The organism is Erwinia sp. MMLR14_017, assembly GCF_033657285.1.
In the GTDB taxonomy this organism is placed as follows: domain Bacteria; phylum Pseudomonadota; class Gammaproteobacteria; order Enterobacterales; family Enterobacteriaceae; genus Erwinia.
The window spans coordinates 1-18,512 of the sequence record NZ_JAWVWP010000018.1 but is presented as its reverse complement, the minus strand read 5'-3'; the positions used below and the strand labels follow the sequence as shown (position 1 = coordinate 18,512).

15 protein-coding genes, 1 tRNA gene and 1 other RNA gene are annotated in these 18,512 nt (G+C 55.1%); 11 read left to right on the top strand and 6 right to left on the bottom strand.

Annotation, left to right across the window (positions count from 1 at the left end):
* Nucleotides 1–70 precede the first annotated feature (70 nt).
* The 6 genes from modE to gpmA all read left to right on the top strand — a co-directional run bounded on the left by modE (nucleotide 71) and on the right by gpmA (nucleotide 6,867).
* Nucleotides 71–850: a molybdenum-dependent transcriptional regulator gene (gene modE, locus SD961_RS20900; RefSeq protein WP_318792270.1), complete on the top strand. Its 780-nt coding sequence runs from the start codon at nucleotides 71–73 to the stop codon at nucleotides 848–850.
* A gap of 76 nt (nucleotides 851–926) precedes the next feature.
* Nucleotides 927–2,408 carry a molybdate ABC transporter ATP-binding protein ModF gene (gene modF / locus SD961_RS20895; RefSeq protein ID WP_318792245.1) on the top strand — a complete coding sequence of 494 codons (1,482 nt, stop codon included), beginning with the start codon at nucleotides 927–929 and terminating at the stop codon, nucleotides 2,406–2,408.
* A 320-nt stretch (nucleotides 2,409–2,728) separates the two neighbouring features.
* Nucleotides 2,729–3,775: a galactose-1-phosphate uridylyltransferase gene (gene galT / locus SD961_RS20890; RefSeq protein ID WP_318792244.1), complete on the top strand. Its 1,047-nt coding sequence runs from the start codon at nucleotides 2,729–2,731 to the stop codon at nucleotides 3,773–3,775.
* A gap of 2 nt (nucleotides 3,776–3,777) precedes the next feature.
* The gene (galK, locus tag SD961_RS20885; RefSeq protein ID WP_318792243.1) at nucleotides 3,778–4,926 is read left to right on the top strand and encodes a galactokinase; all 1,149 of its coding nucleotides are present in this window, start codon (nucleotides 3,778–3,780) and stop codon (nucleotides 4,924–4,926) included.
* Nucleotides 4,920–5,957: a galactose-1-epimerase gene (gene galM / locus SD961_RS20880; protein WP_318792242.1), complete on the top strand. Its 1,038-nt coding sequence runs from the start codon at nucleotides 4,920–4,922 to the stop codon at nucleotides 5,955–5,957. The genes galK and galM overlap by 7 nt, the downstream gene beginning before the upstream one ends.
* A gap of 157 nt (nucleotides 5,958–6,114) precedes the next feature.
* Nucleotides 6,115–6,867 carry a 2,3-diphosphoglycerate-dependent phosphoglycerate mutase gene (gene gpmA, locus SD961_RS20875; protein ID WP_318792241.1) on the top strand — a complete coding sequence of 251 codons (753 nt, stop codon included), beginning with the start codon at nucleotides 6,115–6,117 and terminating at the stop codon, nucleotides 6,865–6,867.
* Between the two features lie 77 nt (nucleotides 6,868–6,944).
* Here gpmA and aroG read toward each other — a convergent pair whose 3' ends face one another.
* Nucleotides 6,945–7,997 (bottom strand): 3-deoxy-7-phosphoheptulonate synthase AroG, encoded by a 1,053-nt coding sequence (gene aroG, locus SD961_RS20870; protein ID WP_318792240.1) that lies wholly within the window; start codon nucleotides 7,995–7,997, stop codon nucleotides 6,945–6,947.
* A 292-nt stretch (nucleotides 7,998–8,289) separates the two neighbouring features.
* Here aroG and SD961_RS20865 point away from each other — a divergent pair, with 292 nt between their 5' ends.
* The 4 genes from SD961_RS20865 to zitB all read left to right on the top strand — a co-directional run bounded on the left by SD961_RS20865 (nucleotide 8,290) and on the right by zitB (nucleotide 13,364).
* On the top strand, nucleotides 8,290–8,634 hold the full coding sequence (locus SD961_RS20865) for a protein YbgS (protein ID WP_318792239.1): 345 nt from the start codon (nucleotides 8,290–8,292) through the stop codon (nucleotides 8,632–8,634).
* Between the two features lie 110 nt (nucleotides 8,635–8,744).
* Nucleotides 8,745–9,332 (top strand): response regulator transcription factor, encoded by a 588-nt coding sequence (locus SD961_RS20860; protein WP_318792238.1) that lies wholly within the window; start codon nucleotides 8,745–8,747, stop codon nucleotides 9,330–9,332.
* A gap of 26 nt (nucleotides 9,333–9,358) precedes the next feature.
* Nucleotides 9,359–12,448: an ATP-binding protein gene (locus tag SD961_RS20855; RefSeq protein WP_318792269.1), complete on the top strand. Its 3,090-nt coding sequence runs from the start codon at nucleotides 9,359–9,361 to the stop codon at nucleotides 12,446–12,448.
* Nucleotides 12,429–13,364 carry a CDF family zinc transporter ZitB gene (zitB, locus tag SD961_RS20850; RefSeq protein WP_318792237.1) on the top strand — a complete coding sequence of 312 codons (936 nt, stop codon included), beginning with the start codon at nucleotides 12,429–12,431 and terminating at the stop codon, nucleotides 13,362–13,364. Before SD961_RS20855 ends, zitB begins: the two co-directional genes overlap by 20 nt.
* Nucleotides 13,365–13,367: 3 nt before the next feature.
* Here zitB and pnuC read toward each other — a convergent pair whose 3' ends face one another.
* The 3 genes from pnuC to SD961_RS20835 form a co-directional block, all read right to left on the bottom strand.
* A complete protein-coding gene (gene pnuC, locus SD961_RS20845; protein WP_318792236.1) occupies nucleotides 13,368–14,084 on the bottom strand; it encodes a nicotinamide riboside transporter PnuC in 717 nt (238 codons plus the stop codon).
* 34 nt (nucleotides 14,085–14,118) lie between these two features.
* A complete protein-coding gene (gene nadA / locus SD961_RS20840) occupies nucleotides 14,119–15,162 on the bottom strand; it encodes a quinolinate synthase NadA (RefSeq protein WP_318792235.1) in 1,044 nt (347 codons plus the stop codon).
* A 155-nt stretch (nucleotides 15,163–15,317) separates the two neighbouring features.
* On the bottom strand, nucleotides 15,318–15,821 hold the full coding sequence (locus SD961_RS20835) for a methylated-DNA--[protein]-cysteine S-methyltransferase (RefSeq protein ID WP_318792234.1): 504 nt from the start codon (nucleotides 15,819–15,821) through the stop codon (nucleotides 15,318–15,320).
* A gap of 176 nt (nucleotides 15,822–15,997) precedes the next feature.
* Here SD961_RS20835 and SD961_RS20830 point away from each other — a divergent pair, with 176 nt between their 5' ends.
* Nucleotides 15,998–17,458 (top strand): AlkA N-terminal domain-containing protein, encoded by a 1,461-nt coding sequence (locus tag SD961_RS20830; RefSeq protein WP_318792233.1) that lies wholly within the window; start codon nucleotides 15,998–16,000, stop codon nucleotides 17,456–17,458.
* Nucleotides 17,459–18,279: 821 nt separating this feature from the next.
* On the opposite strand, the gene SD961_RS20825 is transcribed toward SD961_RS20830, so the two are convergent.
* Nucleotides 18,280–18,404, bottom strand: a non-coding RNA gene (locus SD961_RS20825) — RtT sRNA.
* A gap of 31 nt (nucleotides 18,405–18,435) precedes the next feature.
* Nucleotides 18,436–18,511 (bottom strand) — tRNA-Lys (locus tag SD961_RS20820).
* Between the last annotated feature and the right edge of the window lies 1 nt (nucleotide 18,512).

Sequence of the window (18,512 nt, the reverse complement as noted above, 5' to 3'; positions counted from 1 at the left end):
GTTTTTACGCCCGGCAGGCACAAAGGTGTACACTTCTCCCCTTCTTATTCTTGCCGGAGCGAACGCCACTATGCAGGCTGAACTTTCCCTGATCCTGAAACTGCAACAGCGCCTGTTTGCAGACCCAAGACGTATCGAACTGCTTAAGCAGGTGCAGCAGACTGGCTCTATCAGCCAGGGCGCCAAACTGGCCGGTATCAGCTATAAAAGCGCCTGGGATGCAATTAACGAAATGAACACCCTGGCGGACCGTACCCTGGTCGAACGGGCAACCGGCGGCAAAGGGGGCGGCGGTGCTCAGGTAACACCCTATGGCGAGCGTCTGATCCAGCTGTTTGCTCTGCTGGAACAAATTCAGCAAAAAGCCTTTGATGTGCTTCAGGATGATGTCCCGTTGGGGAGTTTGCTGGGGGCGATTGCCCGTTTTTCCCTGCAAACCAGCGCGCGTAATCAGCTCTTTGGCACCGTTAGCGAACGCGACGAACAGGCTGTAATGCAGCATATTGAGGTTTTGCTGGCCGATGGCAGCACCAGGATTAAGGCCGCTGTGACGGAAACCAGCGCTAACCGGCTGGCGCTGAGCAGCGGCAAAGAGGTGCTGGTGCTGATCAAAGCGCCGTGGATTGACGTCACCAGCAGCCCTTCACAGGCGGAGAATCAGCTTGACGGCACCGTCAGCCATATCGAAAAAGGCGAGACGCAGAGTGAAGTGCTGATCGCCCTTCCCGGCGGTGAAACGCTTTGTGCCACCCTCGCCAATGAACGGGTCAGTGAGCAACAGCTTCAGCAGGGCATGGCGGTGACAGCACATTTCAACGCCGATAAAGTCATTATCGCCACGCTGCTCTGATTATTACCCTGCAATTTGACAAGCAGGGCGTCAGGGTTTAATAGTTTCGGTTACAGTGCAAAAAATGGAATGAAAAATGTCAACGTTGCATATTTCGCAAGGCACGTTTCACCTTAGCGATACCCGAACCCTGACCCTTGATGCCTTAACTCTGCAGGCTGGCGAAAGCTGGGCTTTTGTCGGAGCTAACGGTAGCGGTAAATCTTCTCTTGCTCGCGTGCTGGCTGGCGAGCTGAAAAACGCTAAAGGCGAGCTGACCAGCAGCTTCGTTCGTCCGGTTCGTCTTTCGCTGGAACAGCTGCAACAGCTGGTTGCACAGGAGTGGGAACGCAACAATACCGACCTGCTCAGTCCCGGTGAAGAGGATACCGGCCGCACCACCGCCGACATCATTCAGGAGGAAAGGGCCGATCCTGAACGTTGCCAGCAGCTGGCGGCGCTGTTTGGCATTAGCCACCTGCTGGATCGTCGCTTTAAATATCTCTCTACCGGCGAAACCCGTAAAACGCTGCTTTGCCAGACGCTGATGGCCCAGCCAGATTTGCTGGTGCTGGATGAACCCTTTGATGGGCTGGATGTCGCCTCGCGCGCGAACCTTGCCCAGGTGCTGGCTGAGCTTCATCAGCAGCACTGTACCGTCGTGCTGGTGCTGAACCGCTTTGATGATATCCCCGACTTTATCGGCAATGTAGGCGTGCTGGCTGAATGCACGCTGACGCACGTGGGGCCGCGCAAAGCGATCCTTGCAGAGGCGCTGGTAGCGCAACTGGCGCACAGCGAACAGCTTACCGGCATGACGCTGCCCGAGCCTGACGATGCCTCACTCAAGCCTCAGCTGGCTGCGGATACTCCGCTTATTGTGCTGCGCGATGGCGTGGTCTCCTACAATGATAAACCTGTCATCAATCACCTTAGCTGGGAAGTGAAGCCAGGCCAGCACTGGCAGATTGTCGGACCGAACGGTGCCGGTAAATCCACGCTGCTGAGTCTGGTAACCGGGGATCATCCGCAGGGTTACAGCAACGATTTAACACTGTTTGGCCGCCGACGCGGCAGCGGTGAAACCATCTGGGATATCAAACAGCATACTGGCTATGTCAGCAGCAGCCTGCATCTGGATTACCGCGTCAGCAGCAGCGTGCGCAACGTGATCCTCTCCGGCTATTTCGACTCAATCGGCATTTATCAGGCAGTGTCGGATCGACAGCGGTCGCTGGCGAAGCAGTGGCTGCATCTGTTGGGCATGGAAAAGCTGGCGGAGTCGCCGTTTCATGACCTCTCCTGGGGGCAGCAGCGGCTGGTGCTGATTGCCCGTGCGCTGGTGAAACATCCGGCGCTGCTGATCCTTGACGAGCCGTTACAGGGGCTGGACCCGATCAACCGCCAGCTGGTGCGTCGCTTTGTTGATGTGCTGATTGCGGAAGGCGAAACGCAACTGCTGTTTGTTTCGCATCATGCAGAAGATGCGCCGCAGTGCATCACGCATCGTCTGACCTTCCTCCCAGACGGCGATAGCTATCGCTACCAGAGTGATGCGCTATCTGAAAAAGCGCACTGAAAAGCTGGCGGCTGGAAAACAGCGCTGGCCGCCATTTCGCCCTTTTCTGAAAATTCCTTTGCTCGCCCTTGTTGCCCCTGCCCGCAGATAAAGCGGGCTAAACCCAGTCTGGCGGGACTTTTTCTCATGTAACCGCTACCACTAAAATATCGTTCCTGTTATTCAGGCATGGATTTTTTTGCCGTCTTTCCTGACAGTTCGGATTATTCAACTTGTGTAAACGATTCCATTTATCCAGACTTGATCACGCTTTATTCTCCCGCGCTGTGCTATTTTTCTTTAAGGCTATCGACGCATAAAGAAGGTTATCAGGACTCAACATGCAAAAATTTAATCCGGTCGATCACCCGCATCGCCGCTATAACCCACTGTCCGATCAGTGGATTTTGGTCTCTCCTCACCGCGCCAAACGCCCGTGGCAGGGCGCGCAGGAAACCACTTCCCAGGAAATACTGCCTGCTCACGATCCAGACTGCTTCCTCTGTCCTGGCAATACCCGCGTGACCGGGGATAAAAATCCCGACTACACCAATACCTACGTCTTTACCAACGACTTTGCCGCGCTGATGACCGACACGCCAGACGCGCCGGAAAGCGAAGATATTCTGATGCGCTGTGAGAGCGCTCGCGGCACCAGCCGGGTAATCTGTTTCTCACCCGATCACAGTAAAACGCTGCCGGAACTGACGCTCTCCAATCTGGAGCAGGTGGTACGAACCTGGCAGGAGCAGACCGCCGATTTGGGTCAGCACTACCCTTGGGTGCAGGTTTTCGAGAACAAAGGCGCGGCGATGGGCTGCTCCAACCCGCATCCTCATGGCCAGGTCTGGGCCAACAGCTTCCTGCCGAACGAAGCCAAACGCGAAGACGATCTGCAGCGCGCTTATTTTGAACAGCACGGCTCGCCAATGCTGGTGGATTACACTGCCCGTGAGCTGAACGACGGCAGTCGTACCGTGGTGGAAACCGAACACTGGCTGGCCGTGGTGCCGTGGTGGGCGGCCTGGCCGTTCGAAACCCTGCTGCTGCCGAAGGCGCACAGTAAACGTCTGGTTGATTTAAATGATGCCCAGCGTAGCGATCTGGCGCTGGCGTTGAAAAAACTCACCAGCCGTTATGACAACCTGTTCCAGTGCTCCTTCCCCTACTCCATGGGCTGGCATGGCGCACCCTTTAATGGTGAAGCCAACGATCACTGGCAGCTGCATGCCCACTTCTATCCACCGCTGTTGCGTTCCGCCACGGTGCGAAAATTTATGGTGGGCTATGAGATGCTGGCAGAAACCCAGCGCGACTTAACCGCGGAACAGGCAGCCGAACGTCTGCGTTCCGTCAGTGATATTCATTTCCGCGAGACGGGAGCATAACAATGACTTTAAAGACTCTGACTCACCAGATTTTCAGCGACGCATTTGGTTATGCCGCCGACCACACTGTTCAGGCACCAGGGCGCGTCAATCTGATTGGTGAACATACCGATTACAATGACGGTTTTGTTCTCCCTTGCGCTATCGATTATCAGACGGTCATCGCCTGTGCTAAGCGTGACGATCGGCAGGTTCGCGTTATTGCCGCAGATTACGATAAACAACAAGATATTTTCTCGCTCGACGAACCCATTGAACCGCTGAAAGATCAGATGTGGGCCAATTATGTGCGCGGCGTGGTTAAACATCTGCTGAAGCGTAACAAGGACTTTGGCGGTGTGGATATGGTTATCGCCGGTGACGTGCCGCAGGGCGCAGGCCTCAGCTCCTCTGCCTCGCTGGAAGTGGCGGTAGGCACCGTGTTCCAACAGCTTTATCAGCTGCCGTTAGAGGGCGCAGAGATTGCGGTTAACGGTCAGGAAGCAGAGAACCAGTTCGTCGGCTGTAACTGCGGCATTATGGATCAGCTGATTTCCGCTCTTGGCAAAAAAGATCACGCCATGCTGCTGGACTGCCGCACGCTGAGCACGCGTCCGGTGCCGATGCCAGAAGAGATTGCGGTGGTGATCATCAATACCAACTTCCGTCGTAGTCTGGTCGGTAGCGAGTACAATGTCCGTCGCGAACAGTGTGAAGCGGGCGCTAAATTCTTTGGCCACACCTCTCTGCGGGACGTGAAGCTTGAGCAGTTCCAGGCACAGGAAGCCAGCCTTGACCCGATAGTGGCGAAACGCGTGCGCCACGTGCTGACCGAGAATGCCCGTACGCTGGAAGCCGCCGACGTGCTGGCAAAAGGCGATCTGGCCCGTATGGCGGTATTGATGGCCGAATCGCACGCCTCAATGCGTGACGATTTTGAGATCACCGTTCCCCCTGTCGATACGCTGGTGGATATCGTAAAAGCGACGCTGGGTGATCGCGGCGGCGTGCGTATGACCGGCGGCGGTTTCGGCGGTTGCGTGGTGGCGCTGATGCCGCTGGATCTGGTTGATGAAGTCAAAGCTGCCGTGGTTGAGCAGTATGAAGCCAAATCGGGCATCAAAGAGACTTTCTATGTCTGCAAAGCATCAGAAGGAGCCGGATTGTGCTGACAGAACAGACTTCTCATGCGCCTGACGGTCAGCCATGGCACATCACCACCCTGCGCAACGCGGGCGGCATGGTGGCGACGTTTATGGACTGGGGCGCAACCTGGCTCTCCGCGCGCGTACCGATGAAAGATGGCCGCGTCCGTGAAGCGCTGCTGGGCTGCGCCACGCCTTCAGATTATCTGAAACAGACGGCCTATCTTGGCGCAACCGTGGGGCGCTATGCCAACCGTATCGCTAACGCCACCTTCAGCCGGGAAGGCAAAACTTGGCCCCTGGCCGCCAACCAGGGACCGCATCAGCTGCACGGCGGCCCGCAAGGGTTCCACAACCGTCGCTGGCAAATTGTGCGTCAGGCAGAACAGGAAGTGGAGTATCAGCTGGACTCGCCGGATGGCGATCAGGGCTATCCGGGCAATCTGCTGGTTACCCTGCTCTATCGCCTGGAAGATGACAACACGCTCACCATTCAGTATCACGCTACTACCGATCGGGCCTGTCCGGTCAATCTGACCAATCATGCCTATTTCAACCTTGATGCGCAGCATGGCGATGCACGCGGCCATAAACTCCAGCTGCATGCAGAGCGCTATCTGCCCGTTGACAGCGAAGGTATTCCCAATGCTGCGCTCAAAGCGGTAGCAGGCACCAGCTTTGACTTCCGTCAGCCTAAAACGGTGGCAGAAGAGTTCCTGCAGGATGAGGACCAGCGCGCCGTCAAAGGTTATGACCATGCTTTCCTGCTCAACCCTCAGCAGGAAGCTCAGCCTGCGGCTGAACTCTGGTCTGAGGATGGTCAACTGCAGCTCACCGTATTTACCTCCGCGCCTGCGCTGCAATTTTACTCGGGCAATTATCTGCAAGGCACCCCGGCTCGTGAACAGGGCGTCTATACTGCGTTTCAGGGTATCGCACTGGAGAGCGAGTTTTTGCCTGACTCGCCGAATCACCCGGAGTGGCCGCAGCCAGACTGCTGGCTGAAACCGGGTGAATCGTATCAGTCGGTGACGCGCTACCGCCTGACGGCGGTTTGACTCAGCGCATGAAAAACGCGCATCAGCGTCGTGACAGGCTTACGCGGTGCGCAGATTTCCGTTATGGTAATGGCCTGTAAAATTGCCGCCAGGGTGTGACGCGCAATTTCCGGTTTACCATTATCATAGAAACGTCAGATTATTAAGGAGTTAAGCTATGGCTGTAACTAAGCTGGTTCTGGTACGTCACGGCGAAAGCCAGTGGAATAATGAAAACCGCTTTACCGGTTGGTACGATGTGGACCTTTCCGATAAAGGCCGTACCGAAGCGAAAGCCGCAGGTCAGCTGCTGAAAAAAGAGGGCTTTACCTTCGATTTCGCTTATACCTCCGTGCTGAAACGTGCCATTCATACGCTGTGGAACATTCTGGACGAAGTGGATCAGGTCTGGCTGCCGGTTGAAAAATCCTGGCGCCTGAACGAGCGTCACTACGGTGCGCTGCAGGGTCTGGATAAAGCGGAAACCGCCAACAAATATGGCGACGATCAGGTTAAACAGTGGCGTCGCGGCTTCGCCGTCACCCCACCAGAGCTGGATCGTGCTGATGAGCGCTTCCCTGGCCATGACCCACGTTACGCCAAACTGACCCCAGAGCAGCTGCCTACCACCGAAAGCCTGGCGCTGACTATTGACCGCGTGCTGCCTTACTGGAACGAGTCAATTCTGCCACGTATGAAAAGCGGCGAGAAAGTGATCATCGCGGCTCACGGTAACTCCCTGCGCGCGCTGGTGAAATACCTGGATAACATGAGTGAAGAAGAGATCCTTGAGCTGAATATCCCAACCGGCGTGCCGCTGGTTTATGAGTTCGACGAAAACTTCAAACCAATCAAACATTACTATCTGGGTGATGCTGACGAAATCGCTGCAAAAGCGGCGGCCGTGGCAAACCAGGGTAAAGCGAAGTAAAACTCCCCTTCCAGTGAAGAGAAGTTTCTGAGCAATAAAAAATCCGCCAGTTGGCGGATTTTTTATTGCTGGGGCTGCTAACCGCGACGGGTTTTCACTGCCTGTGCCAGCTGACGAAGCACGGTTTCCGTATCATTCCAGCCGATGCAGGCGTCAGTTACGCTCTGGCCATAGACCAGCGGCTCGCCGCTTTCCAGATTCTGATTACCTTCCACCAGGTGGCTTTCGATCATCACGCCGATAATCGCTCTTTCGCCCTCCGCAATCTGTTGGGCTACATCATCCGCTACCACCAGCTGCTTCTGAAACTGCTTGCTGCTGTTGGCATGACTGAAGTCAATCATCACCTGCGGCGCCAGGCCCGCCTTCTCAAGACCGGTTTTAACGGCACTGACGTGATGCGCACTGTAGTTTGGCTCTTTACCACCGCGAAGGATAATATGGCAGTCACCGTTACCGCTGGTCTCTACGATAGCGGAATGACCATATTTGGTGACAGAGAGGAAGCAGTGTGGCGCGCTGGCGGCATTAATAGCATCGATAGCAACTTTGATGGTGCCATCGGTACCGTTTTTGAACCCAACCGGACAGGATAGCCCGGAAGAGAGTTCGCGGTGTACCTGAGATTCTGTGGTCCTTGCACCAATAGCACCCCAGCTCATCAGGTCAGCCATATACTGCGGCGTGATCATATCCAGGAACTCACCCGCCGCAGGCAGGCCAGTGTCGTTGATATCAACCAGCAGTTTACGGGCGATACGCAAGCCGTCATTGATCTGATAGCTGCCATCCATGTACGGATCGTTAATCAGCCCTTTCCAGCCGACGGTGGTTCGCGGCTTTTCAAAATAGACCCGCATCACCACTTCCAGTGAATCGCTTAACTCCTCACGCAGCTTCAGCAGACGCGCTGCATATTCCTTCGCCGCTACGGTGTCGTGAATAGAGCATGGGCCAATCACCACTAATAAGCGATCGTCCGTTTTTTTAAGAATATTATGAATGGCCTGACGGGCATCGGAAACGGTCTTTGCCGCCATCTCCGTGGCAGGAAACTTTTCAAGTAGAGCAACCGGGGGGAGCAGTTCTTTTATCTCTTTGATTCTTAAGTCATCATTCTGATAATTCATAATCTTTCCACTGTTTTAAAGGCCGTTATGCACATCGGGCGCATCAGGCCCAATTTATCGCGTGTGCACCGTACTGTAAATCGACTTTAGAGAACTTATTGGCGATCGGATTTGCTGTTTTCCTATCCTGAACTACACTTAACAGCGTGAACATTTAAAAAAAACGCATAAAGATCACCGACTTTCAACAGGGTGAGCCTGTGCGGATGTTATTTCAGCTTTTTTGATATTTTATTCAAACCACATTTCACAGGGGTTTGGTTAAACCATATTCAAAATTTAACGGAGCATAATGATGAATAAGTTTGCAATCGTATTCCTGACCGCAGCAATGACTTTGGGCAGTGGCGCAGCAATGGCTGCTGGCGGCAATAATGGTACCGCTAACCAGGCAGCAGAGGCTGGTGCGGCAGCAGGTAGCGCCAAAGAGAATCTTGCCCCGAATAAGGTCGATAACAGTCAAATCAATAACACTGGCGATGCAACTTCCGGTACCCACCAGAAGATGAAACATCACAAAAAAATGACGGCCAATGAGATTGACCAGAATACCCAGTGCAAAGATGGTAAATGCCCCGACATCAATAAAAAAGTCGGTCCAGGTGCTGATACCAAAACCGATGGTACTACGCAGTAATACGCCATCTGGTGAATAAGAGGAGAGCTGTGGCTCTCCTTTTTTGCGCCTGTTGCTTCCCCCTGCCATTACGCTATTCTTGAACACCCTGTTTTTTCGCGGATAACTCCATGTTTACGCTACTGCTGATAGACGATCATCCGCTGGTCCAGGTTGCACTTGAAGCGGCTCTGGCGCATGCCCCTGTTCCTTTTCATTTGTTAGCGGTAGAAGACGAAAACAGTGCCAGAGAGAAGCTTTCGGCACAGAAAGTGGATGTGGTCGTGCTGGATATTGGTCTGCCTGACGGCGACGGCCTCCAGCTGTTGAAATATATCCGCCGCCATTTTCCCCTGCTGCCAGTGATCGTTTATTCCGCCCAGGAAGAGCGCCTTTATCAACGTCTGGCTGAAGCCGCAGGCGCGACCGGCTACGTTGCCAAGCGTCAGCCTGTGCCGCAGCTTCTCTCCGCTATACTGGCCGTGCTGGGCGGCCAGCAGGCTTTCCCGGCCAGCGCCGGTAATGTCACAACCAGCGTGTTGACCAGTAAAGAGCAGCAAATCCTTGGCCTGCTGGCAAAAGGCCTCTCTAACCTGCAAATTGCCGGACAGCTTAATATCAGTAATAAAACGGTCAGCACACATAAAAAGAACATCATGGATAAAACCGGGGCCAGCTCGGTGGTGGAGCTGGTTGGATTCTGGAAATCTCAGCAGTGAAAGGCTGGGTTCTCTGCCTGCTGCTTATGCTGTTTTGCCTGAGGGCGGAGGCAGCGTTAAGGCCTGTCAGCAGCATCACGCTGCCGCAGGAGATGATGCCGCTGGAGCAACCCGCACGCTGGCAGGAGAAGATCCTGCGCGTGGGGATCCTGCGGGACAACAGTACCCCCTGGAATATGGTAGTGGGCCAGGATCTCTATGGTATTAACGCCGATTATCTGGTGGCGCTGACGCAGACTACCGGCATGAAATTTCAGGTTGAAAGTTATGCCGACTGGCAGGCCTTGTTGCAGGCTTTACAGACGGGGAAGTTAGATATCATCTTCGGGGTCCCGCAGCAAACGCTCTCCCCCGGACTAAGCGCAACACAGCCCTGGTTTTCCAGCCCGCTACGCATCTACCGCAGCCGCGATAACCTCCGCCCGGTGATGTTTAACTCAGCTGATGCGCAGATTACCGTCAGCCGCGCCACGCTAAAGCTTATTTCTCCTGACTTCGCTAAAAAGCACCACTGGAAAGTGGTGGACAATGATTTGCAGGCGCTTTATGCCCTGCTGAATAATCAAAGCGACTATGTGGTCGCTGATGAAACCAGCGCCGGTTTTTTGCTGAGCCAGCTGCAGCAGGGCCAGATTTACCAGCTTGCTTCGTCCCTCAATCCGGGTGAGCTGCGTTTGCAGGCCGTCACCACCAGCCAGCCGCTCACTGACCGTATCGACACCGCTTTCCGGCAGCTGCCAATGGAGGTAGTTAACGGTATTCAGGGTCGCTGGAGCAGCCAGCTTCCCCGTTATCAGGACACCAATACAGCCCACTTATCCCCGATGGAGCGTAGCTGGACAGAGCAGCATCCGGTGGTTACCTATGCCGCCATCAGCGATGATTACCCCTGGAGCTTCCGTGGCCCCGGCGGCCAGCCCAGCGGTTACAGCATAGAGTTGCTGAATATTATCGGGCAGAACACCGGGCTGCGCTTTCAACCCTGGTGGGTAAGCAATGCTGAACAGGCTCAGGCGCTGGTTGATCAGGGACGGGCGATGATCCAACTCACTCTGCCGCTAACCAGTGACGATGCCATGCGTACCAATACGTTACCGGTCTGGCGTGCGCTCTGGGGCGTTTACGTTGGTCAGATGTCACCGCCCGTGACCGGCTGGCAGCAGCTTAAAGGATTGCGCGTCGGTATCCGGCGTGGCGATATTGCCCGGCAGCTGATCCCCGCAGAGGTCAAAATTGTGACGTTTGAAGAGAGCAAAACGCTCTACGATGCGTTAGCAAACGGGCAAATCGACGCGCTGGTAGATAACGTTATTTCTGCCCGCTGGCTGATCCAGTCCCGCTACAGTAATGCGCTGCGTCTTGCTTTTGCCGCCAGCGATACCGCATGGCCCATCACTCTTGGCGTCAGCCCTGACTTTCCGCTGTTAAGAACCCTGCTCAACAGCAGCCTGCAACAAATTCCTGCCGACACGCAGCAGCGTATGCGGGAAAACTGGAGCAGTAACAGCTCGGTGCTGGCAGAGAGCGGCGAGGGTCAGATGCGGCCCGTTTCTCTGTTTGTACTGATAGCCGCGCTGTTTGCCATTCTTTTCTTGTTAATCCTGCTGCTGCGTCGTTATCTGGAGCAGCGCCGGGAGCGGAGACAACGACGGCAGCTGGAGCTGGAGCGCGAAGAGGCCGAGCGGGCTAATCAGATGAAAAGCCAGTTTCTGGCTACGGTAAGTCATGAGCTACGCACCCCCATGCAGGCGATTCTTGGGCTGCTGGAAGTGGAGGTCTCACGCCAGCCTGCGGCGAAAAATCTGACCGTGATCCACAGCAGCGCCTCCGCCCTGATGACGCTGCTGAACGATCTTCAGGATCACGCCAAGCTGGAAAGCAACAGTTTTACTCTGGTGCCGCAGCCGCTGGATCCGGCCAAGTGGCTGAACCGTCTCGCGGATTTTTATCATCCTCTGATGCGGCCTGACGGGCCGGTTTTCCGGGTCGAAGCCGTTCCCCCATTACCGGCATGGATTCTTATTGATGAGCAGCGGTTGCAGCAGATTGCCTATAATCTGATCGGTAACGCCATTAAATTTACCCGGCAGGGCGAGATACGCGTCACGCTGGCGGCAGATGAGGCGAAGCAGCATCTCTGCCTGAGGGTGATCGACACCGGCAGCGGCATCCCGGCGGCTGAGCAGGCTAAACTCTTTGAACCCTGGTATCAGACCCCTTCCGGTCGTCAGCTCTCTGTACAGGGCAGCGGTTTGGGGCTGTCAATCTGTAAAGAGATTGTGGCCCGTATGGCGGGAGAGATCCGGCTGGACTCTGCGCCGGGGCGCGGTACGACGCTGACGGTTATCCTTCCTCTGCAAATGCTTACGGCAGATCGGGTTCCCGCCGAACCGCTGCCTGCCTCTACCTTCAGCCGACCTGTCAGTCCGCTCAGAGTAGCCATTGTGGATGACCATCCTACCAACCTGCTGGTGATGCAACAGCAGCTTGCCTGGTTCGGTATTGCAGCAGAGTGCTTTCCGGATGGCCGGGCGCTGCTGGCTGCAAAAGAACACTATGATCTGCTCTTTATCGATTTCAGCATGCCGCACCCGGATGGCCTGACGGTGGCAAAGATCCTGCGCCGTCGCGAACGTCTGCGATCGTCGCATAGTCGTATTGTTATCTGTTCTGCCGATGCAGACCTCCTTTCCCGCCCTGCCATCCTGGCGGTAAGCGATAAAGTGCTGCTGAAACCCGTCACGCTGCGTGAAATTGAGCCAATCCTGGCTGCTCAGTCAATGGCGGGTCTGGAGGAACGGCTCTGGAAGCTGGCCGGCGAAGATGACCTCTTTTTCGGCAAAATTCGTCAAACGCTTCAGCGCACCCTGCGTGAAGATAGCGACAGGCTGAAGTCGGCGCTGGCTGAGCATGCCTGGGATAACGCTGAAAAAGCGGCTCATCGCCTGAAAGGCAGCTGGCAGATGTTAGGCTATGGCGACGGCGAAAAACTGTGCCAGCGCATTATTGAACAATGTCGCGCAGGGCAAGAGCCTGCAGCCGATCTGAATTTATTGATATCATTAACGGAAAGTCTACTCACTGAACTGGAAATTTATGGCGCACACCCACTCTGAAGGAACAGGAAACCGTTCCCGCCTTCTGGCCGCTTTCATCGTCACCGCGCTGTTTATGGTGGCAGAAGTCGCTGGCGGCCTGCTTTCCGGCTCTCTGGCCCTGCTGGCGGATGCCGGACATATGCTGACCGATGCCGCAGCCCTGTTAATGGCGCTGCTGGCGGTTCAGTTTGCCCAACGTAAGCCGAATGCCCGCCATACCTTTGGTCTGCTGCGGTTGACCACCCTGGCCGCGTTTATTAATGCGATAGCTCTGGTGATTATCACCGTGCTGATTGTCTGGGAAGCCGTAATCCGCTTTATGCATCCTGAACCCATTGCTGGCGGTTTTATGCTGGGCATCGCTATCGCGGGTTTACTGGCTAATCTGCTCTCATTCTGGCTGTTGCATCGTGGGAGTGAAGAGAAGAACCTTAACGTTCGGGCAGCGGCACTGCATGTTTTAGGGGATTTGCTGGGCTCGGTCGGGGCGATTGTCGCCGCGCTGATCATCATGTACACCGGCTGGACGCCTGTTGACCCTATCTTATCGATTCTGGTTTCTTTACTGGTGTTGCGCAGCGCATGGGCGCTGATGAAAGAGAGTTTTCATGAACTGCTGGAGGGCGCGCCAGCGTCGCTGGATGTGGATAAGCTGAAGCGGGCGTTAACGCTTGGTATCCCGGAAATTCGCAACGTGCATCATATTCACTTATGGCAGGTTGGGGAAAAGCCGGTGATGACGCTGCATGTCCACGTTATTCCGCCTTACGACCATGATGCGCTGCTGCACAAAATTCATCACTGGCTACATGAGCATTATCAGATAGAGCATGCCACGGTGCAGATGGAATATCAGGGATGTGCGGACGGCGACTGCGAGTTGAGCTGGGGAAGCGGTGGGCACGATCATACTCATGCCCACCATCATCATTAAACGTCAGGAGCGCGCTTGAGAACCTTGTTCGCGGGCGCTTTTAATCCACAACCAGCAGCCGTTCAGGGCGATCAGCGTCAGGATAGCGTACTCCAGCGACATGGCATAGACGCCCTGTCGGGCAAAAATCATCACGCTGATGACGTTGATCACCACCCACAGCAACCAGTTCTCCACATATTTCCGTGTCATCAGGATCATCGCCACAATCGACAACACCATCAGACAGGAGTCCCAGAACGGGAAGGCATCCGGCTGCAGTTCTGGCAGGGTCACAGCCAGCCCCATACCCTGCATTACCGATACCGCTATGTTAGTGAGCCAGGCGAAGACCGGGTTGATATAGAGCGTCATCAGCGCGATCGCCACCACACATACCGCTGTCCAGCCCAACGCTTTCGGCAGCGTCATCCAACGGATCTGAAGAACGTGCTGATTGTCTGCCGTCTGCCTGCTCCAGGCATACCAGCCGTAGATATTGGCGACAAAGAAGAACAGCTGTAACAGCAGGCTGGCATAGAGTTGGATCTGGAAGAAGATCACTGCAAACAGGGTAACGTTGATCAAGCCGAAGGCGTAGTTAATGATTTTTTCCAGGCTGGCCAGCCAGATACAGAGCAGCCCCGCCACGGTACCAATGGCTTCAATCCAGGAGAGATCGTAACCGCCAGTGCCGAGAGGAATGTGAACCAAAATATTATGCGTGCTAAAAAAATCCATATTGGCACCTTTTCCTGATCAAGAGGGTCAGGAATTACCCCTTTAAACTTGCTGCAAAGGTTAACATACGATTCAGCGGGATCAACGCCCCTTCGCGCAGGGCAGCATCGACCTGAATTTCATGCTCGCTGCCGCCCTGTTCGAGGCCTTCTGCAATTGCCTTCAGTCCGTTCATTGCCATCCACGGACAGTGAGCGCAGGTGCGACAGGTGGCGCCCTCTCCTGCCGTTGGCGCTTCCAGCAGCTCTTTCTCCGGACACGCCTGCTGCATTTTGTAAAAGATGCCGCGGTCGGTCGCCACTATCATTTGCGGATGAGGAAGCGTTTTGGCCGCCTGGATCAGCTGGCTGGTCGAGCCTACCGCATCCGCCAGATCCACAATCGCCTGCGGCGACTCCGGATGAACCAGCACCGCCGCGTCCGAGTAAAGGGCCTTCATGCGCTGCAACGCCTGGGTTTTAAATTCATCGTGCACGATACAGGTGCCCTGCCAGCAGAGAATATCGGCGCCGGTCTGCCGCGTGACGTATTGCCCGAGATGGCGGTCCGGCGCCCAGATAATTTTCTCGCCCAGACTGTCCAGATGTTCAATCAGATCCACTGCAATGCTGGAGGTGACAACCCAGTCCGCGCGGGCTTTTACCGCCGCTGAGGTATTAGCGTAAACCACTACCGTGCGGTCAGGGTGCGCATCACAAAAACGAGTGAACTCTTCTATAGGGCAGCCGAGATCCAGAGAGCATTCCGCCTGCAGGGTGGGCATCAGGATAGTTTTTTCCGGGCTGAGGATTTTAGCCGTCTCGCCCATAAATCGCACGCCAGCCACCAGCAGCGTTTTGGCAGCGTGCTGGCTGCCGAAGCGCGCCATCTCCAGGGAGTCCGCTACGCATCCGCCGGTCTCTTCCGCCAGCGCCTGAATTTCCGGGTCGGTGTAATAATGCGCGACCATGACTGCATTGCGCTCTTTCAGCAATCGCTTGATTTTCTCCCGATAAAACTGCTTATCCTCGCCGGATAAATGGGCAGGCTTGGGCGGGAAAGGATAGATGGCAGTTTCAGGATCGAACATCAGGCTCATATCGCGACTCTCGTTTTTTTAACTTAACCAAAACAGCGGAAATGTGCTTTTCCGCGCCAGCCAACGGCAGCTTTGTTTTATATGCTAAACACGATAGCCGAAATAGTCGCCTGTGTCGCTGAAATTTTCAGGGTGATGTCGGGATGTGATGGCGATCACTTAAGAACGAAATTGCCGGGCTGCCTGATTTCAATATTAAGCAGGAAGGCTTTGGCCTCAAGGCCGCCAGCAAAGCCGGTCAGCTTACCGTTAGATCCAATAACCCTGTGGCAGGGTGCAATAATAGAGATAGGATTTTTGCCGTTTGCCGCCCCAACTGCCCGGACAGCTTTAGGATGGCCGATTTGGCGGGCAATCTCCCCATAGCTGCGCGTTTCGCCAAAGGGAATAGCCACCAGCGCCTGCCAGACTTTTTTCTGAAATTCGGTTCCGATAAAATCCAGCGTAACGGTAAAGGTGGTGCGTTCGCCGGCAAAATACTCTTTCAGTTGGCGCTCTGTTTCCACCAGTACCGGATGCGCAGGATCTTCTTCGGTAGCCATCTGCCTGACACGATTAGGGTTTTCATTTTCCCACAGGATGGCGGCGACGCCCTTGTCGCTGGCTATCAGTGTCAGTACGCCTACGGGCGAAGGCATCAATTTATAGAAATAGCTCATTGGTTTCTCCCTCTGTCATGCCCTGTTTCAGGGACAGGCTCTATTATCGCTGAACACCAGGCTTAAGCTAGCCGTTTTCGGACAGTGAACTCAGATAACAAGATGTCCGAAAACGGCTAGCGCAGCACTCTGATTGCTCCTACTCTGCCCTGAAGCCAACATGACGGAACCCGTTTATGATTGATACACAGATAGCTTACCGTGCCATGACCTCCCGAGATGTGCGTTTCGACGGCGTGTTTTTTGTCGGCGTGACTTCCACCGGCATTTATTGCCGACCGATCTGCCCGGTGAAGCCGCCGCGTCAGGAAAACTGCCTGTTTTTTGACAGCGCCGAAGCGGCAGAGAAAGCCGCTTTTCGGCCCTGTCTGCGCTGCCGTCCTGAACTTGCGCCTGGTAACGCCCCGGTAGACAGCAGCCACCGCGTAGCTGATTTGCTGATCCAGCGCATCGAGGAGGGGCTGATTGAAGATATCGACAGCCTTGAAGAAATTGCCGCGCAGTTTTCGCTGAGTCTCAGGCAGCTGCGGCGCATTGTGCACAAGGAGTTAGGCGTTTCACCTCTTGAACTGAAGCAGACACGCCGTCTGCTGCTGGCCAAGCAATTGTTAACCGAGACGACATTGCCGGTAACGGAAGTGGCCTATGCCAGCGGCTTTGCCAGCCTGCGGCGCTTTAATGAGGTGTTTAATCGTCAGTACCGCATGCCGCCTACGCGATTAAGAAAAGCGGCAAGTGAGCCGGGCCATATGATCAATAGTGAAACCTCAACTTTACTGCTGAGCTATCGCCCGCCCTATAACTGGGCTGCCCTGCTCTCCTTCCTGAGCTTACGTGCGCTAAAGGGCGTAGAGAGTGTGGATAAGCAGAGTTATGCGCGTACCGTGCGTCTGGGAGCGCATACGGGCTGGGTCCGGGTGATTCAGGTGCCTGAGAAGTCGGGGTTAAGCGTCGAGTTTACTCACTCTCTTACGCCTGTGCTGCCTGTATTACTCAGGCGTTTGCGAAATTTGTTCGACCTGGACGCCCATCCCGATCGGATAGCCGCCCATCTTGAGCAGGAGCCTCTGCTAAGGGAAAGTCTGATAAAAGATGCGGGACTGCGAGTGCCGGGCGCTTTTGACGCTTTTGAGATGGTCGTCAGGGCTATTCTGGGGCAGCAAATCACGGTCAAGGCTGCCACTACGATTGGAGGGCGTTTTGCTGAGGCTTTTGGTGAGCCCATCCAGACTCCCTTCCCTGAGCTAAACCGGCTTACACCGCCTGCAGGCAGAGTGGCCACGGCAACGCTTGATGAGGTAGCCAGCCTGGGCATTGTCAGTGCCCGCGCCCGGACGCTGATAGCGCTGGCGACAGCGTGTGAAAGCGGGGATCTCAGGCTGGATGCCACCACGCATCCTGAACAGGCTATCATCAGCCTGATGACTCAGCCGGGTATTGGCGAATGGACGGCGCACTATATTGCGATGCGTGCGCTCCGCTGGCCTGACGCCTTCCCCCATGGCGATATTGTGATAAGGAAGAATCTGGGTGGCGTGACGGCCAATGAGGCGGAACGGTTGTCACAAGCCTGGCGTCCGTGGCGCAGCTATGCAGTGATGCATATCTGGAAAAATCTGGCGCCGGTTAAGGGCTGAGTCGGATGTGCTGGAAAAGCATTACTCCGGGGCACGTTATTAAAGACTAAAACCGGGTGCGGTGGAAAAGCGTCACCACGGAGCACATTATTCGGGACGTCGTAGTGCGAAATGTTAACTTTGGTATGTTGCGCGGCATTAGCGCAAACCTTGATGCCGCATCCCTGCGGCAGACGCCTCGCTAAGGCACTCCGGGGCGCCCCCGTTAAGTTCAGTGTTGTTGGTTGGCCTGGCGTCCACACAGGTCAAAACCGGGTCGGTGCAAAGGCGTCACCCCAGAGTGCCTTATCCGAGACGTCGTGAATCCATCCCTGGAGACTTGGCTGCCGCATCCCTGCGGCAGACACTCGGCTAATGCACTCCGGGGTGCCACCCGTTAAATTCAGTGTTGCTGGTTGGCCTGGTATTCACACAGGTCAAAACCAGATTTGATGCTGGATTTGGATTTGGATTTGGATTTGGATTTGGATTTGGATTTGGATTTGGATTTGGACCTGGAAGTTGGTTTTGATTTTCTGTAACAGGCAACACCAATGCTGTGGGGAAGGGAGAGCGGGCTGATAAGCAAAAGCTAAGCGGCATGGACGCCGCTTCGCAGCCCCCAGGGAGGGGTTCACGGCGTTTTTGTGTTCAGCCCGCTCTTCCTGACCTGGCTACTGGCCCTTCAGACGACATGCTTTTCAATTCAGCAATCTGTTCTGTCTGATCCGGCTACCAGCACCACAGGCGACAAGCCTTTAATCTATGCCGCAGCTGCACGGCCAAGAAAAATCCATAAATCGTAGACAGCAAAAAGGCGCCTTTAGGGCGCCTTTTTACATTGGTGGGTCGTGCAGGATGACTCGGCTCTGCCTCGCCCTGCCGGGTCGTTGCTCATGGCAACGCTGTCTCTCTTCGTTCGACTCGACCTGCTGCAGGTTCAAATCCTACACGAATGGCGCACAGCAAAAAGGCGCCTTTAGGGCGCCTTTTTACATTGGTGGGTCGTGCAGGATTCGAACCTGCGACCAATTGATTAAAAGTCAACTGCTCTACCAACTGAGCTAACGACCCG

What these genes read in the sequence shown, in the direction of transcription:
- pnuC (WP_318792236.1), bottom strand. Translation starts at nt 14,084, where the DNA reads ATGGATTTTTTTAGCACGCATAATATTTTGGTTCACATTCCTCTCGGC.
- SD961_RS20865 (WP_318792239.1), top strand. Translation starts at nt 8,290, where the DNA reads ATGATGAATAAGTTTGCAATCGTATTCCTGACCGCAGCAATGACTTTG.
- SD961_RS20830 (WP_318792233.1), top strand. Translation starts at nt 15,998, where the DNA reads ATGATTGATACACAGATAGCTTACCGTGCCATGACCTCCCGAGATGTG.
- SD961_RS20855 (WP_318792269.1), top strand. Translation starts at nt 9,359, where the DNA reads ATGCTGTTTTGCCTGAGGGCGGAGGCAGCGTTAAGGCCTGTCAGCAGC.
- zitB (WP_318792237.1), top strand. Translation starts at nt 12,429, where the DNA reads ATGGCGCACACCCACTCTGAAGGAACAGGAAACCGTTCCCGCCTTCTG.
- galT (WP_318792244.1), top strand. Translation starts at nt 2,729, where the DNA reads ATGCAAAAATTTAATCCGGTCGATCACCCGCATCGCCGCTATAACCCA.
- galK (WP_318792243.1), top strand. Translation starts at nt 3,778, where the DNA reads ATGACTTTAAAGACTCTGACTCACCAGATTTTCAGCGACGCATTTGGT.
- SD961_RS20835 (WP_318792234.1), bottom strand. Translation starts at nt 15,821, where the DNA reads ATGAGCTATTTCTATAAATTGATGCCTTCGCCCGTAGGCGTACTGACA.
- modF (WP_318792245.1), top strand. Translation starts at nt 927, where the DNA reads ATGTCAACGTTGCATATTTCGCAAGGCACGTTTCACCTTAGCGATACC.
- gpmA (WP_318792241.1), top strand. Translation starts at nt 6,115, where the DNA reads ATGGCTGTAACTAAGCTGGTTCTGGTACGTCACGGCGAAAGCCAGTGG.
- aroG (WP_318792240.1), bottom strand. Translation starts at nt 7,997, where the DNA reads ATGAATTATCAGAATGATGACTTAAGAATCAAAGAGATAAAAGAACTG.
- SD961_RS20860 (WP_318792238.1), top strand. Translation starts at nt 8,745, where the DNA reads ATGTTTACGCTACTGCTGATAGACGATCATCCGCTGGTCCAGGTTGCA.
- nadA (WP_318792235.1), bottom strand. Translation starts at nt 15,162, where the DNA reads ATGAGCCTGATGTTCGATCCTGAAACTGCCATCTATCCTTTCCCGCCC.
- modE (WP_318792270.1), top strand. Translation starts at nt 71, where the DNA reads ATGCAGGCTGAACTTTCCCTGATCCTGAAACTGCAACAGCGCCTGTTT.